General features: G+C 62.3%; 11 protein-coding genes and 1 pseudogene. 4 read left to right on the forward strand and 8 right to left on the reverse strand.

The genetic code is table 11. From position 1 onward, the window contains the following. Window positions 1-10 precede the first annotated feature (10 nt). The gene (locus ABX74_RS03940; RefSeq protein ID WP_053061977.1) at window positions 11-955 is read left to right on the forward strand and encodes a LysR family transcriptional regulator; all 945 of its coding nucleotides are present in this window, start codon (window positions 11-13) and stop codon (window positions 953-955) included. On the opposite strand, the gene ABX74_RS03945 is transcribed toward ABX74_RS03940, so the two are convergent. Next, window positions 889-1,779, reverse strand: a complete 891-nt coding sequence (locus ABX74_RS03945) for a LysR family transcriptional regulator (protein WP_020970870.1) — start codon at window positions 1,777-1,779, stop codon at window positions 889-891. The two genes, ABX74_RS03940 and ABX74_RS03945, sit on opposite strands and share 67 nt — an antisense overlap. 181 nt (window positions 1,780-1,960) lie before the next feature. Here ABX74_RS03945 and ABX74_RS03950 point away from each other — a divergent pair, with 181 nt between their 5' ends. Beyond that, window positions 1,961-3,631, forward strand: coding sequence for a chitobiase/beta-hexosaminidase C-terminal domain-containing protein (locus tag ABX74_RS03950; RefSeq protein ID WP_029256324.1), 1,671 nt, complete (start codon window positions 1,961-1,963; stop codon window positions 3,629-3,631). Window positions 3,632-3,681: 50 nt separating this feature from the next. On the opposite strand, the gene ABX74_RS03955 is transcribed toward ABX74_RS03950, so the two are convergent. Further along, window positions 3,682-4,872 (reverse strand): acyl-CoA dehydrogenase family protein, encoded by a 1,191-nt coding sequence (locus ABX74_RS03955; RefSeq protein ID WP_047888287.1) that lies wholly within the window; start codon window positions 4,870-4,872, stop codon window positions 3,682-3,684. Window positions 4,873-5,182: 310 nt separating this feature from the next. On the opposite strand from ABX74_RS03955, the gene ABX74_RS03960 reads away from it, so the two are divergent. Further along, window positions 5,183-6,403 carry an acetyl-CoA C-acetyltransferase gene (locus ABX74_RS03960; RefSeq protein ID WP_020909227.1) on the forward strand — a complete coding sequence of 407 codons (1,221 nt, stop codon included), beginning with the start codon at window positions 5,183-5,185 and terminating at the stop codon, window positions 6,401-6,403. Window positions 6,404-6,408: 5 nt separating this feature from the next. Here ABX74_RS03960 and ABX74_RS03965 read toward each other — a convergent pair whose 3' ends face one another. The 5 genes and pseudogenes from ABX74_RS03965 to ABX74_RS03985 all read right to left on the reverse strand — a co-directional run bounded on the left by ABX74_RS03965 (window position 6,409) and on the right by ABX74_RS03985 (window position 12,109). After that, window positions 6,409-7,605 carry a CaiB/BaiF CoA transferase family protein gene (locus tag ABX74_RS03965; protein WP_029256326.1) on the reverse strand — a complete coding sequence of 399 codons (1,197 nt, stop codon included), beginning with the start codon at window positions 7,603-7,605 and terminating at the stop codon, window positions 6,409-6,411. A gap of 72 nt (window positions 7,606-7,677) precedes the next feature. After that, a complete protein-coding gene (gene fabG / locus ABX74_RS03970; protein ID WP_003940214.1) occupies window positions 7,678-8,418 on the reverse strand; it encodes a 3-oxoacyl-ACP reductase FabG in 741 nt (246 codons plus the stop codon). Window positions 8,419-8,460: 42 nt separating this feature from the next. Further along, complete coding sequence (locus tag ABX74_RS03975) at window positions 8,461-9,627, reverse strand: acyl-CoA dehydrogenase family protein (RefSeq protein WP_047888288.1); 1,167 nt, start codon at window positions 9,625-9,627, stop codon at window positions 8,461-8,463. A gap of 120 nt (window positions 9,628-9,747) precedes the next feature. Continuing rightward, window positions 9,748-11,268 carry an acyl-CoA synthetase gene (locus tag ABX74_RS03980; protein ID WP_047888289.1) on the reverse strand — a complete coding sequence of 507 codons (1,521 nt, stop codon included), beginning with the start codon at window positions 11,266-11,268 and terminating at the stop codon, window positions 9,748-9,750. A 44-nt stretch (window positions 11,269-11,312) separates the two neighbouring features. Next, window positions 11,313-12,109: pseudogene (locus ABX74_RS03985) on the reverse strand (enoyl-CoA hydratase). Window positions 12,110-12,218: 109 nt separating this feature from the next. Between ABX74_RS03985 and ABX74_RS03990 the strand changes: the two are divergent. Continuing rightward, window positions 12,219-13,649 carry a coniferyl aldehyde dehydrogenase gene (locus ABX74_RS03990; protein WP_019745418.1) on the forward strand — a complete coding sequence of 477 codons (1,431 nt, stop codon included), beginning with the start codon at window positions 12,219-12,221 and terminating at the stop codon, window positions 13,647-13,649. Window positions 13,650-13,685: 36 nt separating this feature from the next. On the opposite strand, the gene ABX74_RS03995 is transcribed toward ABX74_RS03990, so the two are convergent. Beyond that, entirely contained in the window at window positions 13,686-15,608 is a 1,923-nt protein-coding gene (locus ABX74_RS03995; protein WP_223257823.1) for an SEC-C domain-containing protein, read from the reverse strand. Window positions 15,609-15,614 lie beyond the last annotated feature (6 nt).

Below are 15,614 nucleotides of genomic sequence, written 5' to 3' on the forward strand. Positions count from 1 at the left end.
AATTTGCCAGATGCAGGCACCCGGGATGGACATACGCAGCGCGCAGTATCTCGTCGCCGTCGTCGATCACGGCAGCGTCACCGCCGCCGCGGACGTCCTGCGTATCTCGCAACCGTCACTCTCGCAGGCCGTACGCAACCTCGAACGAGCACTCGGAGCCACACTCTTCGAGCGCACCACTCGCGGTCTGGCTCCCACCACAGTCGGACTGGCAATTACCGATTCTGCACGTGCGCTGCTCGCCGACGTTGCTCGGGCCGAAGCCGCGGTGGCCGCAGTAACCGCTCTGCGCGCCGGCGAACTCGCCATAGCTGTTCAGTCCGATCTTGCCATCGACCCTGTCGCAGAGGTCGCCGGACGCCTCCATCTGACGGCGCCCGGAATTCGGTTCTCCACGAACGCCGTCCCGAACGCACAGGACGTGCGCGCGCTGGTCAGAGCGGGCACGTGTGAACTCGGGTTTCTCGAGACCTACCCGGGTACCGATGTCTCCGACGGGCTTCGAGAAATTGCCGTGAGTACCCAGGAAACGGTCTTGTCGATCCCCGTTCGCCTGGCCACAGACCTCCCCGATCCGGTTCCGCGCGCCGTGGTTGCGCGCCTGCCGATGGTGGTCGAGGCATCGACATTTCGGCGCGGGCGTTCGATCGACGGCGATCTGGAGCTCACCAACGTCGTCGTGGAAGTACCTGATCGCCTTGCCGTCCGGGAAATGGTCGGGCAAGGTGTAGGCGCCGCGCTGCTGCCCAGATCGATCGCCGAACAAGACTCCCCAGCATCTGAGGTTCGCTCGCTTTTCCCGCCGATCACGCGGCAGACGATCTTGGTCTACCGCGACGGCCCGCTCTCGCCGGCCGGGTCTGCGTACATCGAGAACGTCTCCACACGTCACAAGCCGTCCACGAACAGCCTGCCCAACGGCGAGAGCGTCTCCGGATCGAACTCGATGCCGTAATTCAGTGAGATCGCCGGCTCCACCGGAAATATCTCCGCGCCGGACGCGACCGATCTCTCGGCCAACGAACGCTCCATGAATGCCATGCCCAAACCCGCAAAGACGAACGCGCCGACGGTCTCCCGCTGCGCCAACTCCGTCGACATCCGAGTCCGGGCCCCGGCGGCCTGCAGAGACGACTCGATGGCAAGCCGAGCCCGCGAGTGTTTGAGCACACCCACCACGGGGAGATCGGGCAACGCCGTCAATGACACCGGCTCTCCCGCAGCGGGTTTCACACCATTCGGCCAGACGTCAGGATGAACCCCCGACGGCACTGCCAGCCAGTATTCGTTCACCCCGATCACTTTCGTGGACAGCGCCGACATGTCGGGTGGCCAATAGCTGAAGACCACCTCGCATGCGCCGTCTGCCAACACCTGCTCAGACGTTGCACCCTGCGGCAGTTCACCGACCCGAACGGTCACAGCAGGCCACCGCTCACGAAAGTCCGCCACGATGCGTGCGATCGGACCTTCGAGACCATGTGCCGCGGAGCAGATGTCGAGCCGCCCACGAGGCTCGTCGGCCGTCCCGGTCGCGACATTGAATGCGGCCGCACTGCTGCGCATCATCTGCCTCGCCGGCCCTACCAACGCCCGACCTGCCGCCGTCAGAACCAAACCGCGACCGACACGGTGAAACAGTTCGACTCCGAGTTCACGCTCGAGACCACGAATACCCTGCGACAACGACGGCTTGGTGACCGACAGATTCTGCGCAGCCGTCGACAAGGACTCCCCACCGGCAACGGCAAGGAAGTACTCGATCTGACGTAGGTCCACGCCATCGACTTTGCCATAAGCGCAGCCGACAGTACCGCCGGCAAGCGCGGACGGTGTTCATACACGCTTCACTAGTCGGACATACAGGACACACCTTTTTCTACCCGGCGCCACCTAGCGTAATTGGTCCAGACCAATTATGGATGGGTCTGAACCACCGCGTCGAAGACAAGGAATCCTCGTGAGACGTACGACCATCGCGATAGCAGCCGTGACCGCGGCTCTCGCCGTTCCCGGCATCGCCCCCGCCGAATCCCAAGCCGAACCCAGCTGGGGCAGTTCATCCTTCGAATGGGGTAGCTCTTCGGGCGAGAACAACACGCCGCCCGCAGCGCCCGGCGTCAGCGTCCCCGGCGGACGGTACGAGCACCCTGTCGATCTGACCTTCACCGCCGAGCGCGGCGCCACCGTCCGCTACACCTTGGACGGAACGACACCCACCACCGACAGCCAAGCTGCCACACCGGGACGTCCGCTGCAGATCGCACAGGACACCAACGTCACTGTCGCCGCTTTCCGCGGCGATCACGCGAGCGCGGCCGTCTCGTTCGGCTACCTGATCAAAACCTCGGAGAAGCCGCTGGCTCAGGTCGTCGTGATGTCCGACGTCCACGTCGGCGACCACGCGAACAACGACAAGAAGTACGAAAGCTTTTTCGACACAATCGGTTCCATCTTCCCGAAACCCGACGCGATCCTCTCCAACGGCGACATGATCAACGACAACGGAGACGGCAAGGGGCCTGACCACAAGATCGTCGCAGAAATCTTCCAGGCAAACCTCGCCAGGAAGGGCATGAACGACACACAACTCCTGATCTCCAACGGCAATCACGATGCAAGTCTCGCGGCAATCAGAGCCGGATATCCGGCGGAGTGGTTCCCGGATTCCGGTGGCGGATACTACGAATCCGATGTCAGCGGTGTCCATCTCTTCACGGTCAACACCGAGACGTACAACAATGATTCAGCGCAACGTAATTGGCTGAAGTCCCGCCTGACCGAAATCACCGCGGAGTCCGGGAACCTGACCAAGCCGATCCTGGTCCAGGGACACCGACCGGCAAGCAACACAGCCATGGACGGCCAGCAGGCGTCGAACCCTCGACTGACCGAAGACTTGAGCGCCTTCCCTCAGGCAATCTTCTTCTCCGGGCACTCGCACCTGAACAACAACGACGACCGGTCGATCCATCAACGCGACTTCACGGCGGTCAACGACGGCTCGATGTCGTACATCGAAATCGATCACGGCTACCAGATGGTGACCGAGTCCGGTCTCGCGAACCGTTTCGAATCACCCACTGCCCAAGCGCTCTTCGTGGAGGTCTACCAGGACCGCACGGAAATCAACCGCATCAACATGGCGGCAGACAAGCACGACATCTACACCGGAGGCGCGTGGTCAGCCAACTGGCAGCCGCCGTACTCGAGCGCGGGCACGCTGAGCGGTTCGGGGTGGACGGTCGAGCTCGACGGGTCGACCAACCAGCAGATCAAGGACAACTTCCGCTACACCTCGGGTGCACGAAACAAGAATGCACCGGAATTCACCACGGCCACCCCACTCTCGGTGAGCACCGGAGCGAACGGTGAAACTGCGCTACGGATCGCGCAGGCGAAGGACGACCAGATGGTCCATCACTATGCCGTCGAGATCACGGACACAGCCACCGGAGCGAAGGTGGTCTCGTCGAAGGTGCTCTCCGACTTCTACTTCATGCCACGGCCGAACAGCCTCGACATTCCGATTCCCGATGCAGCAGCGGGAACCGCATACGATGCCCGCGTCGAAGCCGTTGACGCATACGGCAACCGGTCACCGGTGACAACCCTGGCCTTCACCCGCTGACCCGACACGACAAAGCGGCACCGCGCATGTTCGCGGTGCCGCTTGTCGGCTCAGTTGTAGGTGCGCAACAAGCCCTTGCTGATGATCTGCTTCTGGATGTCGCTGGTGCCTTCACCGATCAGAAGGAACGGCGCCTCACGCATCAACCGCTCGATCTCGTATTCCTTGGAGTAGCCGTATCCACCATGGATACGGAAGCTGTCCTGCGTGACCTCCGAGCAGAATTCACTCGCCAGATACTTCGCCATACCCGCGGCGACGTCGTTGCGCTCACCCGAGTCCTTGAGCCTGGCAGCGTTGACCATCATCAGATGTGCCGCTTCGACTTTGGTGCCCATTTCGGCGATCCGGAACGCGATGGCCTGATGCTCGGCGATCGGCTTGCCGAACGTCTCGCGCTGCTTGGCGTAGGTGACAGCCAGTTCGAAAGCGCGCTGGGCGATTCCGCACGCACGCGCGGCGACGTTGACCCGGCCGACCTCGACGCCGTCCATCATGTGCCGAAATCCCAAGCCGGGAATGCCACCGAGGACCTCTTCGGCTCCGATCTCGAAGCCGTCGAAAATCATCTCCGTGGTGTCGATTCCCTTGTAGCCCATCTTCTCGAGCTTGCCCGGAATGGTCAGGCCCGGGAGTACCTCGCCGAAACCTGCGGGCTTCTCGATCAATATCGTCGTCAGATTGTTGTGCGGCTTCTCCGCGCCCTCGTCCGACTTGACGAGGACTGCCACCAACGTCGACGAACCACCGTTGGTCAGCCACATCTTCTGGCCGGTGATCACGTAATCGCCGGACTCCGTACGCTTCGCCTTGGTCGATATGGCAGCAACATCGGAACCCAGGGCCGGTTCCGACATGGAAAATGCGCCGGTGAGTTCCCCGGACGCCAGACGTGGCAGGTACTTCGCCTGCTGTTCCGGCGTCCCGTGCGCGGAGATCATGTGAGCCACGATGAAATGCGTGTTGATGACGCCGGACACGCTCATCCATCCACGGGCCAGCTCTTCGACGCACAGCGCGTAGGTGAGCAATGATTCGCCGATACCCCCGTACTCGGGGTCGATGGTCAGTCCGAACAGACCCATGTCCTTCATCTGCTTGACGATGTCGGTCGGGTACGTATCGGAGTGTTCGAGCTCCTGCGCCGCGGGGATGACCACACGATCGACGAACTCGCGTACCGCCCCGACGATGTCGCTCTGGGTCTCGGTCAATCCCGCCGTCTGCGCCAAACGAGTCACTGTTCCACCTGTCTGTCGGTACTTCGTGCTCTCCTGTCGACGAAACTGATTCGACTCCAGGAACTTTCACCCCACCGCGACATGTGTGCGGCAGAGACGCTGCATCCATTCAATCCCCGAACGGTATATGTGTCAAAGTCGATTTCGCATACGAACCGTATGGCGGAAACTATGTCCGAACAGGTCGTTCCTGCTGTTGACAACCGCGCCACGCGTGCTGGATATTCGAGTGGCCAGGTCGCGATGGGGCCCTTCGATCGGCCCGTTCACGCGACGCATTCCCCACCTCTCCTCGAGACAGGCGCATTCCATGCACGACGCAGTCATCTGTGAACCCGTTCGCACCCCGGTGGGCGGATTCGGCGGAGTCTTCAAGGACGTTCCCGTCACCACTCTCGCCAGCACTGTTGTGCGTGGCCTCGTCGAACGAACCGGCATTGCGTCCACCGATGTCGACGACGTCATCTTCGGTCAGGGTTACGCCAACGGAGAGGCCGCGGCCATCGGGCGAATCGCGGCACTCGACGCCGGTCTGGACGTGTCCGTTCCCGGAATACAACTCGATCGCCGTTGCGGTTCGGGATTGCAGGCGATCATCTACGCCGCGATGCAGGTACAGACCGGGATGAGTGATCTGGTCATCGCCGGCGGCGCCGAGAGTATGAGCGGAACCGAGTTCTACTCCACCGATATGCGTTGGGGCACAAAGCGCCCTTCGGTCGAGTTCCACGACCGATTGGCCAAACCGCGCACGAACTCCGGCGGAGTCAACTTTCCGGTCGAAGGCGGCATGATCGAGACCGCCGAGAACTTGCGCCGGGAGTACTCGATCACCCGCGACGAGCAGGACCGATACGCGGTGCGATCGCACGAACGGGCCGTTCATGCCCAGGACAGTGGGTATTTCGACGACGAGACCATTCCCGTTTCGGTGCGCGGGCGCCGTGGTGAGCAGACAGTCGTCACTCGCGACGAGCATCCGCGCCGAGGGATTCAGCTGTCCGATCTTGCTGCACTGCGCCCCATTCGAGGTCGAGTCGACCCCGAAGCCACAGTCACCGCCGGAAACGCCTGCGGCCAGAACGACGCCGGAGCCGCGGCCATCGTCACCACTGCGGCCAACGCCGAACGCCTTGGCCTGCGACCGTTCGCGAAACTGGTCAGCTGGGGTGTGGCGGGTGTGGAGCCGAACCGAATGGGCATCGGACCGGTGCCTGCCGTGGCGAAAGCTCTCTCCCGTGTCGATCTGTCGCTCGACGACATCGACCTCATCGAAGTCAACGAGGCCTTCGCCGCACAGGTTCTCGCGTGCGCCAAGGCCTGGGGATTGAGCGCGCAGGACATCGAGGAGCGCTTCAACGTCAACGGTTCCGGGATCTCGCTCGGACATCCTGTCGGTGCCACCGGTGGGCGGATCCTCGCCAATCTGCTGCGCGAACTCGACCGGCGCCAGGGACGGTACGGGATCGAGACCATGTGTATCGGTGGCGGACAAGGGATTGCAGCGGTGTTCGAGAACCTGCGACGCTAGAAGCGTTAACCGATCGATCCGTCGCGGCGAAGGTCCGCGATCTGGTCGCCCGTACGCCCCAACTCGGCCAGTAGAGAATCCGTCTGCTGGCCGAGGGCCGGAACGTCACCCATGCGCATTTCGACGTCCGAGTACGTCATCGGAGGCAGCACGGCATCGATCGGTCCGTTTTCGGTGCCCACGGACCTCCACCTGGCACGCTTCTCCAACTGCGGATGTTCCAGTAGACCTGCCATGTCGTTGAGTGCAGCGGCCGGGACACCGGCGGCGGCAAGGCGTTGATCCAGATCTGCCGTCGAATACAGACGAGTCAGGGAACCCACCAATTCGTCTACCTCGCCGCGATTTTCGACGCGCACGATGTTGGTGGAAAAGCGCGGATGGTCGACCAGATCCTCTCGCTCGAACACGTCCACCATCAGTGCACGCCATCCACGATCGTTCTGGACGCCGATCAGGATCTCGCCGTCGGCCGTGGGATACGAATCGTAGGGAACGATCGCCGCATGGCCGAGCCCGACCCGCGGAATCTGCTTTCCTGCATACATTTTCATGTACATCGGATGCCCGAGCCACTCGACGGTGGAATCGAACATCGAGACCTCGACGAGCGCTCCCTTACCCGTTCGCTCTCTACGGAACAGGGCGCTCAGAATCGAAGTCAGCGCGTACATTCCTGCGGCGATGTCCGAGACCGGGATACCCGTCTTGGTGGCCGTCTCCGGTGTGCCTGTCACGGAGATCATTCCGGTCTCGGCTTGGACCAGCATGTCGTACGCCTTGCGCTCACGCCGTGGGCCGGCACTGCCGTATCCGGACATGTCGATCACGATGAGCTGTGGGAATTTCTCGCGCAGTTCCTCCGCGCCGAACCCCAGTCGCGCAGCTGCGTCGGGTGCCAGATTCTGTAGGAACACATCGGCTCGCGCGACAAGATCGAGAACGATCTGCCGGCCGGATTCCGACTTCACGTCGACAGCGATCGATTCCTTGGAACGGTTGAGCCACACGAAGTGTGACGCCTGACCGTGAACCGCCCGGTCGTAGTGACGCGCAAAATCGCCCTCGCCGACCCGTTCTATCTTGATCACCCGCGCACCCATGTCCGCGAGATGCCTGGTGGCGAGCGGTGCCGCCACCGCCTGTTCGAGTGCAACCACGGTGATTCCGTCGAGCGGAAGATCCGAGTTCGGCTGTCCCATGTCAGTAGTCACCCCAGAAGTTTTACACCCAGAAGTTTTACACTCTGAATTCTTGCACTCGAACAGGACGGATCAGATGTGGCGGCCGCCGGTGATCTCGAGAACCGTGCCCGTCATGTAGCTCGAGAGGTCGCTCGCGAGGAACAGTACAACCGAAGCAACCTCCGAGGGCTCGGCCGCACGCCCCATCGGGATCTCGGCAAGCTTCTCGTTCCAGATCCGTTCGGGCATCGCCTCGGTCATCGCCGTGCGGACAAGTCCGGGCTGAACGGCGTTGACGCGAACGTTCTTGAACGCGACCTCCTTTGCCGCGGCCTTCGTCAGACCGACGATGCCGGCCTTGGCGGCCGAGTAGTTGGTCTGCCCGAGCATGCCCACCTTGCCGGAGATCGACGAGATGTTCACGATTGCGCCCGTCTCACGCTCGCGCATGCGGGCGGCGGCAGCGCGTGTTCCGTTCCAGGCGCCCTTGAGGTGAACGGCGATCACGTCGTCGAAGTCCTGCTCGGTCATCTTCCGCATCGTGGCGTCGCGCGTCATGCCGGCGTTGTTGACCATGACATCGACTGGGCCGAAAGCACTTTCGGCCAGATCGAGCATGGCCTCGACCTGTCCGGAATCACGCACGTCGCAGGAAGCGAAACGGGCGACCGACTCTCCACCGAGTTCGGCGACCGCAGCCGTTCCGACGGTTTCGTTGATGTCGCCGAGAACGACGGTCGCGCCTTCCTTGATGAAGGTGCGCGCAATTTCGAGCCCGATGCCCTGCGCTCCGCCGGTCACTACCGCAACCTTGCCGTCCAACAATCCCATGTCCACTCCGTTCGTGAGGTTAAAGCTCGTCAGGTAAAGGTGTCAGCGCTGGTTTTGCTTTTTCGCTTGCGCCACGAGCCCACCGCCGAGAATCAGTCGCTGGATCTCGCTGGTTCCCTCGTACAGGCGCAACAGGCGAACTTCACGGTAGATGCGTTCGACCGGCACACCGCGCATGTACCCGTTGCCACCGTGGATCTGCACGGCGAGATCCGCGACCTTGCCCACCATCTCGGTGCAGAAAAGCTTTGCCGCCGAGGGGCCGAGACGTCGATCCTCACCGCTGACGTACCGCGCAGCCACCTCACGCACCATCGCACGCCCGGCCATGACACCGGCCTGCTGGTCAGCCAGCATCGCTTGAACCAGTTGGAAGTCACCGATAGCGGTGCCGCCCTGTTCCGTGACCACGGAGAACGCGACAGATTCGTCGAGCGCTCGCTGTGCTGCTCCCACCGAGAGCGCCGCGATATGGACTCGTCCGCGCGCGAGAGACGTCATCGCTGCGCGGTATCCGGTGTCCTGGTCGCCACCGACGAGGGCCGACTCGGGAACCCGGACGTTGTCGAAGGTGACCTCGGAGGTCCAAGCACCTTCCTGACCCATCTTCTTGTCCTTGGGACCAACTGTGACTCCTGGCGTGTCAGCCGGAACCAGGAAGACTGCAATTCCCGGACCATCGGAATCCGCCGGGCGAGTGCGCGCGAACACCACGAACAGCTGTGCCAGTGGAGCATTGGTGATGAACCGCTTGTTGCCGTCGATCACCCATTCGGATCCGTCCAGAACGGCCTTGGTCCGAAGGCCGGCTGGGTTTGAGCCCGCGCCGGGTTCGGTGAGAGCAAAGGAAGCCACGACGTCGCCGGAGGCGATGCGCTCTAGCCACTGAGCCTTCTGCTCCTCGGTACCGAAGCCGACCAGCACCTGCCCGGCAATTCCGTTGTTGGTACCGAACATCGAACGCAGCGCCAGGGACGTGTAGCCGAATTCCATTGCCAGTTCGACGTCTTGGGTGAGATCGAGTCCGAGCCCACCCCATTCCTGAGGAATCGCGTAGCCGAACAGCCCGATGGCTGCGGCCTTCTTGCGTATGTCCTCAGGAATGGCGTCGGTGTCGGCAATCTCCTGCTCACGCGGAACTACTTCCTTACGGATGAACTCCCGCGCAGTCGCCAAGATATCTGCGAAGTCATCTGCATCGACCTGCATTCCCACCACTCACCTTGCTGTTTCCGAAGTCCATGCCGTCCTCCGAAGTCAATACCGTGAGGCAATCGGAGTCAAAGACCTGAAAACGAACCGAAGGTAAGGCAGAACCTATAGCAGGTGTCAGACGGTGCGCAGTTCCCGCTTGAGCAGCTTTCCGCTCTGATTTCGCGGGAGTTCGGCCACGAAACGCACGTGCTTGGGGACCTTGAACGGGGCAATTCGCTCCTTGACGTGGGCAATCAACGCCTCAGGCGTCAACTCGTCGTTGCCGTCCTTGAGCACGACAATCGCGGTGACGGCCTCGATCCACTTCTCGTCGGGCGTACCGATCACGGCAACTTCTGCCACAGCCGGGTGTGTGTAGACCGCATCTTCGACCTCGCGGGACGCCACCAGGATGCCGCCGGTGTTGATGACGTCCTTGATTCGGTCGACGACCGTGATGAACCCTTCTTCGTCCCGCACGACAAGATCGCCCGAATGGAACCAGCCGTCACGGAAGGCCTCGGCGGTGGCTTCCGGATTTTCCCAGTAGCCGTTGCACAGCTGCGGTGAGCGGTAGAGAACCTCACCGGACTCACCGTCGGCAACGTCGTTTCCGTCGGCGTCGACGACACGGGTTTCGACGAAGAACACCGCTCGCCCGCAAGAAGACGGACGATCAGCATGCTCGCCGGGCTGGAGAACTGTTGCCAGCGGACCGATTTCGGACTGGCCGAAGCAGTTGTAGAAGCCGATGTCCGGGTAACGCTCACGCAGACGATTGAGCACCGTGACCGGCATGATCGAGGCGCCGTACTGCGCCTTCTTGAGCGAGGACAGATCGCGGGTCTCGAGGTCCGAATGGTTGGCCAACGGTACCCACACGGTCGGGGCCAGGAACAGCGACCCGATCTTTTCTGCTTCGACGCGGCGCAGGATCTCCGGGATGTCCGGCGCCTGCATCAGACTGACCGTCGCACCGACGGACAGGTACGGCAGCATGAAGACGTGCATCCCTGCGGAGTGGTACATCGGCATGCAGATCAGCGGGTTGTCGTTCTTGTCGAGCCCGAGCGCGATCACCGAGGACACGTACTCGTGAACCAGTGCGCCATGAGACATCATGGCGCCCTTGGGCTTCGAGGTGGTGCCCGAGGTGTACAGCAGTTGCGCCAGATCCGTCGACGTCGCACGCGGTTCGAAAACAGGCACCTCGCCGGCCTCGCTGATCGTGACCACCGACAGTTCCGCGTCCCGCAGTGCGATCACGTGGTCGAGATCGAGGTCGGAGCGAACCGAGTCGAGCGTCGACGCCAATGCCGGATCCACCAACACCGCGCGGGCGCCTGACTGCGCCACGAGGTACCGGAGTTCCTCCCCCTTGAGTGCGTAATTGACCGGAACATGCACCAAACCTGCTCGCGCACAGGCAAGGAATCCGATTGCATAGGCGTCGGAGTTGGTTCCGTATGCCGCGACGCGGTCGCCGTGTTCGAGGCCCAGACCGAGCAAGTGGGCCGCGACCCGCGTCACCGCGTCGTCGAGTTCGCGGTAGGTGCGAGTGCGATCTTCGAAGACGACGGCTACGCGGTCGGGGTACTTGGCTGCCGAGCGCCGAAGCACTCCGTCGACGGTGTTGGTGCGTGGATCCAGGCTCATTCGCTCAGGTTATAGGACGTCCAACTAAACCGGAAGAGCGATCGTTACTTATTGCGCCATTCAGGCTTTCGCTTGTCCACAAAAGCTTGCATACCTTCTTGAGCGTCGCAGGTCACGGCATTGGTTGCCATCGTTTCCGCCATCGCCTCGTACGCCTGGGCTTGCGGCAGATCGATCTGGTGATAAAACGCTTGTTTACCGATCTTCACCGTCAGGGGGCTGGCCGTCGTGATCTTGCCGGCCAGTTCGCGCACCTCTCGGTCCAGGTCTTCGGGCGCGACGACGAAGTTCACCAGACCCCAGTCCGCAGCGGTGTCGGCGTCGATCGTCTGCCCGGTGAGCAACATCTGCATCGAGCGCTTGCGCCCTACTGCCCTGCTCAGGGCCACCATGGGCGTCGAGCAGAACAGTCCGATCTTGACGCCGGGAGTACCGAAGACAGCGTTCGACGCAGCAACAACCAGATCACACGACGCGGCCAGTTGGCAGCCCGCCGCGATAGCCGGGCCCTGTACTGCGGCAATCACCGGCTGCGGAATCCGCTGTACGGTCTCCATCATCTCGGTACAGCCGTCGAAGATCGCCCGCTCGTCTTCGAGGTTCTCCCGATCATCTCCGTCAGATCGTGGCCGGCGGAGAACACCGGGCCTTCGGCGCGCACGATCACGACCCGCACGCGCTCGTCTGCAGACAATTCGAGAAGGGCAGCCGTCACCTCGCGCATGGTCTCCGCCGAGAGCGGATTGCGCCGCGCCGGCCGATCGAGCGTCAGGAATCCGAGTCCCACCGACTCCTCGACGGAAATCTTCACTGCAGTGTCTTCTACCTGTGTCTGCGACATGTGTTCTCTCTACCAATCGAATCCGTCCCGGTCAACGAGACGAAAGGGGCATCTGTTCGCGCCGCGTCGATACGGTCCGGTCAATACTTCGCCACTACGAGGAGTGCCCATGAGCACCGATGCCGCCGTCACCACCGATCTCGAAGAGATTCTGCGGGCCCAGCAGGAAGCAACTCGCGCCGCTGGTCTTCCGTCCGCGCAGACACGACGCGAGCGCATCCAACGCGTCGTCGATCTTCTGGTGGCAAACCACAAGGATCTGACCGAAGCGATCAACGAAGACTTCGGCGGCCGAATCCCGGCCTACTCGGTGATGAATGACGTTCTGGGATCCATGGTTTCACTCAAGCACGTTCGTGATTCACTCGAAGAGTGGATGATTCGCTCACCGAGAGCCACCGGGGCGATGCAGGATCAGCTGGGTGCCACGGCGTACGTGTCGTACCAGCCGAAGGGTTCGATCGGCATCATCGGAACCTGGAATGCTCCCCTTTTCACTCTCCTGAGCCCGCTCGCCTGCGCCCTCGGAGCGGGAAATCGCGCCGTTCTCAAACCGTCGGAGATCGTGCCGAACACTGCGGCGGTCCTGGCCGAGGCGGCGCGTCGAACGCTCGACCCCGTGGAGGTCGCGGTGGTGACAGGTGGACCGGAGGTCGCTGATCTGCTGACGTCGCTGCCTTTCGACCACCTCGTCTTCACCGGCAGCACAACCGTCGGAAAGCTGGTCATGGCCAATGCTGCGAAGAACCTGGTGCCGGTCACCCTCGAGCTCGGCGGCAAGTCACCGAGCGTCTTGAGCCGCAGTGCCGATATCAGCTCTGCTGCATCACGTTTGGCCATCGCGAAGTCGACCAATGCCGGCCAACTCTGCGTCTCTCCCGACCTGATCTACGTCCCGCGCGAGAACACAGAAGCGTTCATCGACGCGTTCACCGATCAGTTCACCGGACTGTTCCCCACGATCGCCGACAACAAAGACATGGTCTCGATAGTCAGCGATCGTCACCTCGCACGCATCGAGGGGTACATCGCGGACGCGGAAGAGCGTGGGGCACGAATCATCACCGTTCCCGACGAAGAACTCTCCGCAGACACTCGCCGCCGCCCACTGCGAATCGTGGTCGACCCTCCGACCGACGCGCAGATCATGAAGGAGGAGATCTTCGGACCGGCCGTCGTGATCCTGCCGTACGACCAACTCGACAGCGTCGTCGCCGACATCAATTCACGGCCGAAACCGTTGGCGCTGTATTACTTCGGAACCGACCTGGACGAGAAGGAATCCGTACTCGAACGCACCGTCTCGGGCGGCGTCACCATCAACGACGCGATGTCACACCCGGGCCTGAGCGACGCACCCTTCGGCGGCGTCGGAGCTTCGGGTATCGGGCACTACCACGGCCGCGAGGGTTTCCTCGAGTTCAGTCACGCCCGAACGGTATTCGAAGCAGCGCAGCATGACCCGCGCGGTGAATGGGGAATGCTCCCGCCGTACGGTGAGGGTTTCGAGCAGATGATGTTGGCTCAGGTCACGCCCTGAGGCCTCCGGCCCCGTGCGCCTTTTTGGTAGTGCACGCTACCGGAAAGGCGCACCGGCAAGGCCGCGGCTGAGGAACTCCACCAGCTGACCCGGTTCGGTATCCACCGACTCGATCAGTTGGATCAGTTCCTTCTTGTCCTCTGCTGCAAGCGGTTCGATGCCACCGAAGGTGCGCATCGTGGAGCCGGCGGGGAGAACGCGTGCACAGACGAGCGTGCCCGGCTCGAGATTGACTGAGCCCCACTCGTCCGTGACCTTCACCAGATGCCCGTTGCGGACGTCGCTGAGGGTCACCAACTGTCCCGGCTCCGTCGAGGCGACCTTGTACACCGAGCGCGGAATCGACAACCACTGATCGGCCAGTTCGCGTTCGTCGGCAGGCAACAGTTCTCCGCGCCGCTCGACAAATGCCGCGAAAATACCCGCATCGAACAAGGCAGCGTCGACGGCCAATCCGCCTTCGACGGCCAACGTCAGTGCTTCTTCGCTGTTGAACTGCTCGGCACGGATGAGCGCAAGATCGAACACGGCGTCGAAGTACTCCGGTGTGCGCGAGAACAACTGAGCCTTGACGTAGAGCCAGTTGGCCCGATCATCGAACGTCACCTCGGACTTGCCCAGATGGCAGACCTTGAACTTGCGACCGGAACCGCACCAGCACTTGTCATTTCGGCCGAGTTCGGGGTGCTCGGCCGGGGCATAGCGCTGAAGAACCTCGTGCAGAACCTCGGACTCGCCACCCTCGATCCGGCCGAGAAGTGCCAGCGCGCGGGTCACGTCGCTGCGATCGGCCGCCAGTAGTGCCAGATCGAAGATCGCGGGAGTCCAGTCGGGATCGAGATCGTGCGCCGTTTCGTACGACGCCTCAGCGACAAGGATCTTGCCGAGACGATCCGAAGCCTTGCCTGCCAGCCAATGCGCTGCCGGCTTGACACGACGCGACCCTTTCTCGGCGAGAGCAGTTGCAACAGAATGCAATACGGAATCATGATCGTCGAGTTCGGACAACAGCTCCAACGCTGCCGCAGCCGCGGGCGGCTCGGCGATGCCGGCGAAGGTCTGCGGATCCTCCTTGATCTGCTTGCGCGCCCAGTCCGAGACATCCTCGACGGCTTCGGCTTTCGCGGCCATGACCACATCGACGAAGGCAATCACCGAGGCGGCTTCTTCCGGGTGCAGGTTCTCCCGAACCTCGAGCATGCGGGCTCGGTTCGCCAGGTGGTATGCCTCGAAATCGAATCCGTCGACCGCAACGTAATCACCGTCGCGGACGTAACCTGCCGCCTCGAGCATTTCGCCCAGCGGTGCGGTGGGCTGACGGAACAGCGACGGCTCGTCGAGCATCAATTGCCAGACAATGGCATCGAGGGTGTCAGCACCGATGTCTGCGAGGACCGTCCCCAGGCTCTCGCCGAATCCGGGTGCGGGATCCAGTACCTCGGGGATGGTGCAGAGCGTCAGCTCACGGTCAGCGACGAACAGTCCGATCAAATCGCCCGCAGAACATTCGGCGAGAGTATCGGTGTCGAGGAGAAAACCCTCGTCGTGCGGGAACTCCGGATCTTCGATCCCACGATCAGCCAACAGGTCGTCGTCGATCCCGCGGTGCACGACGCTGATGCCATGAATCTCGTCGTCGTCACGATCGAGGAACACCCGCAGCATCATCAGATCAGGGTTCGCGTCGAGAACGCCGGACTTTATTTCGGCTTCGGTGAGCCGATGGGTCAGCACTCGATGCTCGAACAACGTGTCGAGTGCGGCGTACCGCTCCTCACTCAAGTAGCCGAGCAGTGGGTCCTCGACGTACTCGACGAATTCGGCCATGTCGTCGGCTGTACCGTGGCCGGCATCGGCCAACAGGGTGCCCCAGTCCGCCGCTGTCTGCGGGCCGTGCTCACGCAACAACTCCATCGCGGCTTCGGCGATCAAGTCATTGGCATCCATCGGTTCGTTCACCTATCC

Origin of the sequence: Rhodococcus sp. ARP2, assembly GCF_001029585.1 — a bacterium.
Taxonomy (GTDB): domain Bacteria; phylum Actinomycetota; class Actinomycetes; order Mycobacteriales; family Mycobacteriaceae; genus Rhodococcus_F; species Rhodococcus_F erythropolis.

Excerpts from the sequence above, each read along its gene's own strand:
- ABX74_RS03940 (WP_053061977.1), top strand. The coding sequence starts at position 11 with ATGCAGGCACCCGGGATGGACATACGCAGCGCGCAGTATCTCGTCGCC.
- ABX74_RS03960 (WP_020909227.1), top strand. The coding sequence starts at position 5,183 with ATGCACGACGCAGTCATCTGTGAACCCGTTCGCACCCCGGTGGGCGGA.
- ABX74_RS03965 (WP_029256326.1), bottom strand. The coding sequence starts at position 7,605 with ATGGGACAGCCGAACTCGGATCTTCCGCTCGACGGAATCACCGTGGTT.
- fabG (WP_003940214.1), bottom strand. The coding sequence starts at position 8,418 with ATGGGATTGTTGGACGGCAAGGTTGCGGTAGTGACCGGCGGAGCGCAG.
- ABX74_RS03975 (WP_047888288.1), bottom strand. The coding sequence starts at position 9,627 with ATGCAGGTCGATGCAGATGACTTCGCAGATATCTTGGCGACTGCGCGG.
- ABX74_RS03980 (WP_047888289.1), bottom strand. The coding sequence starts at position 11,268 with ATGAGCCTGGATCCACGCACCAACACCGTCGACGGAGTGCTTCGGCGC.
- ABX74_RS03990 (WP_019745418.1), top strand. The coding sequence starts at position 12,219 with ATGAGCACCGATGCCGCCGTCACCACCGATCTCGAAGAGATTCTGCGG.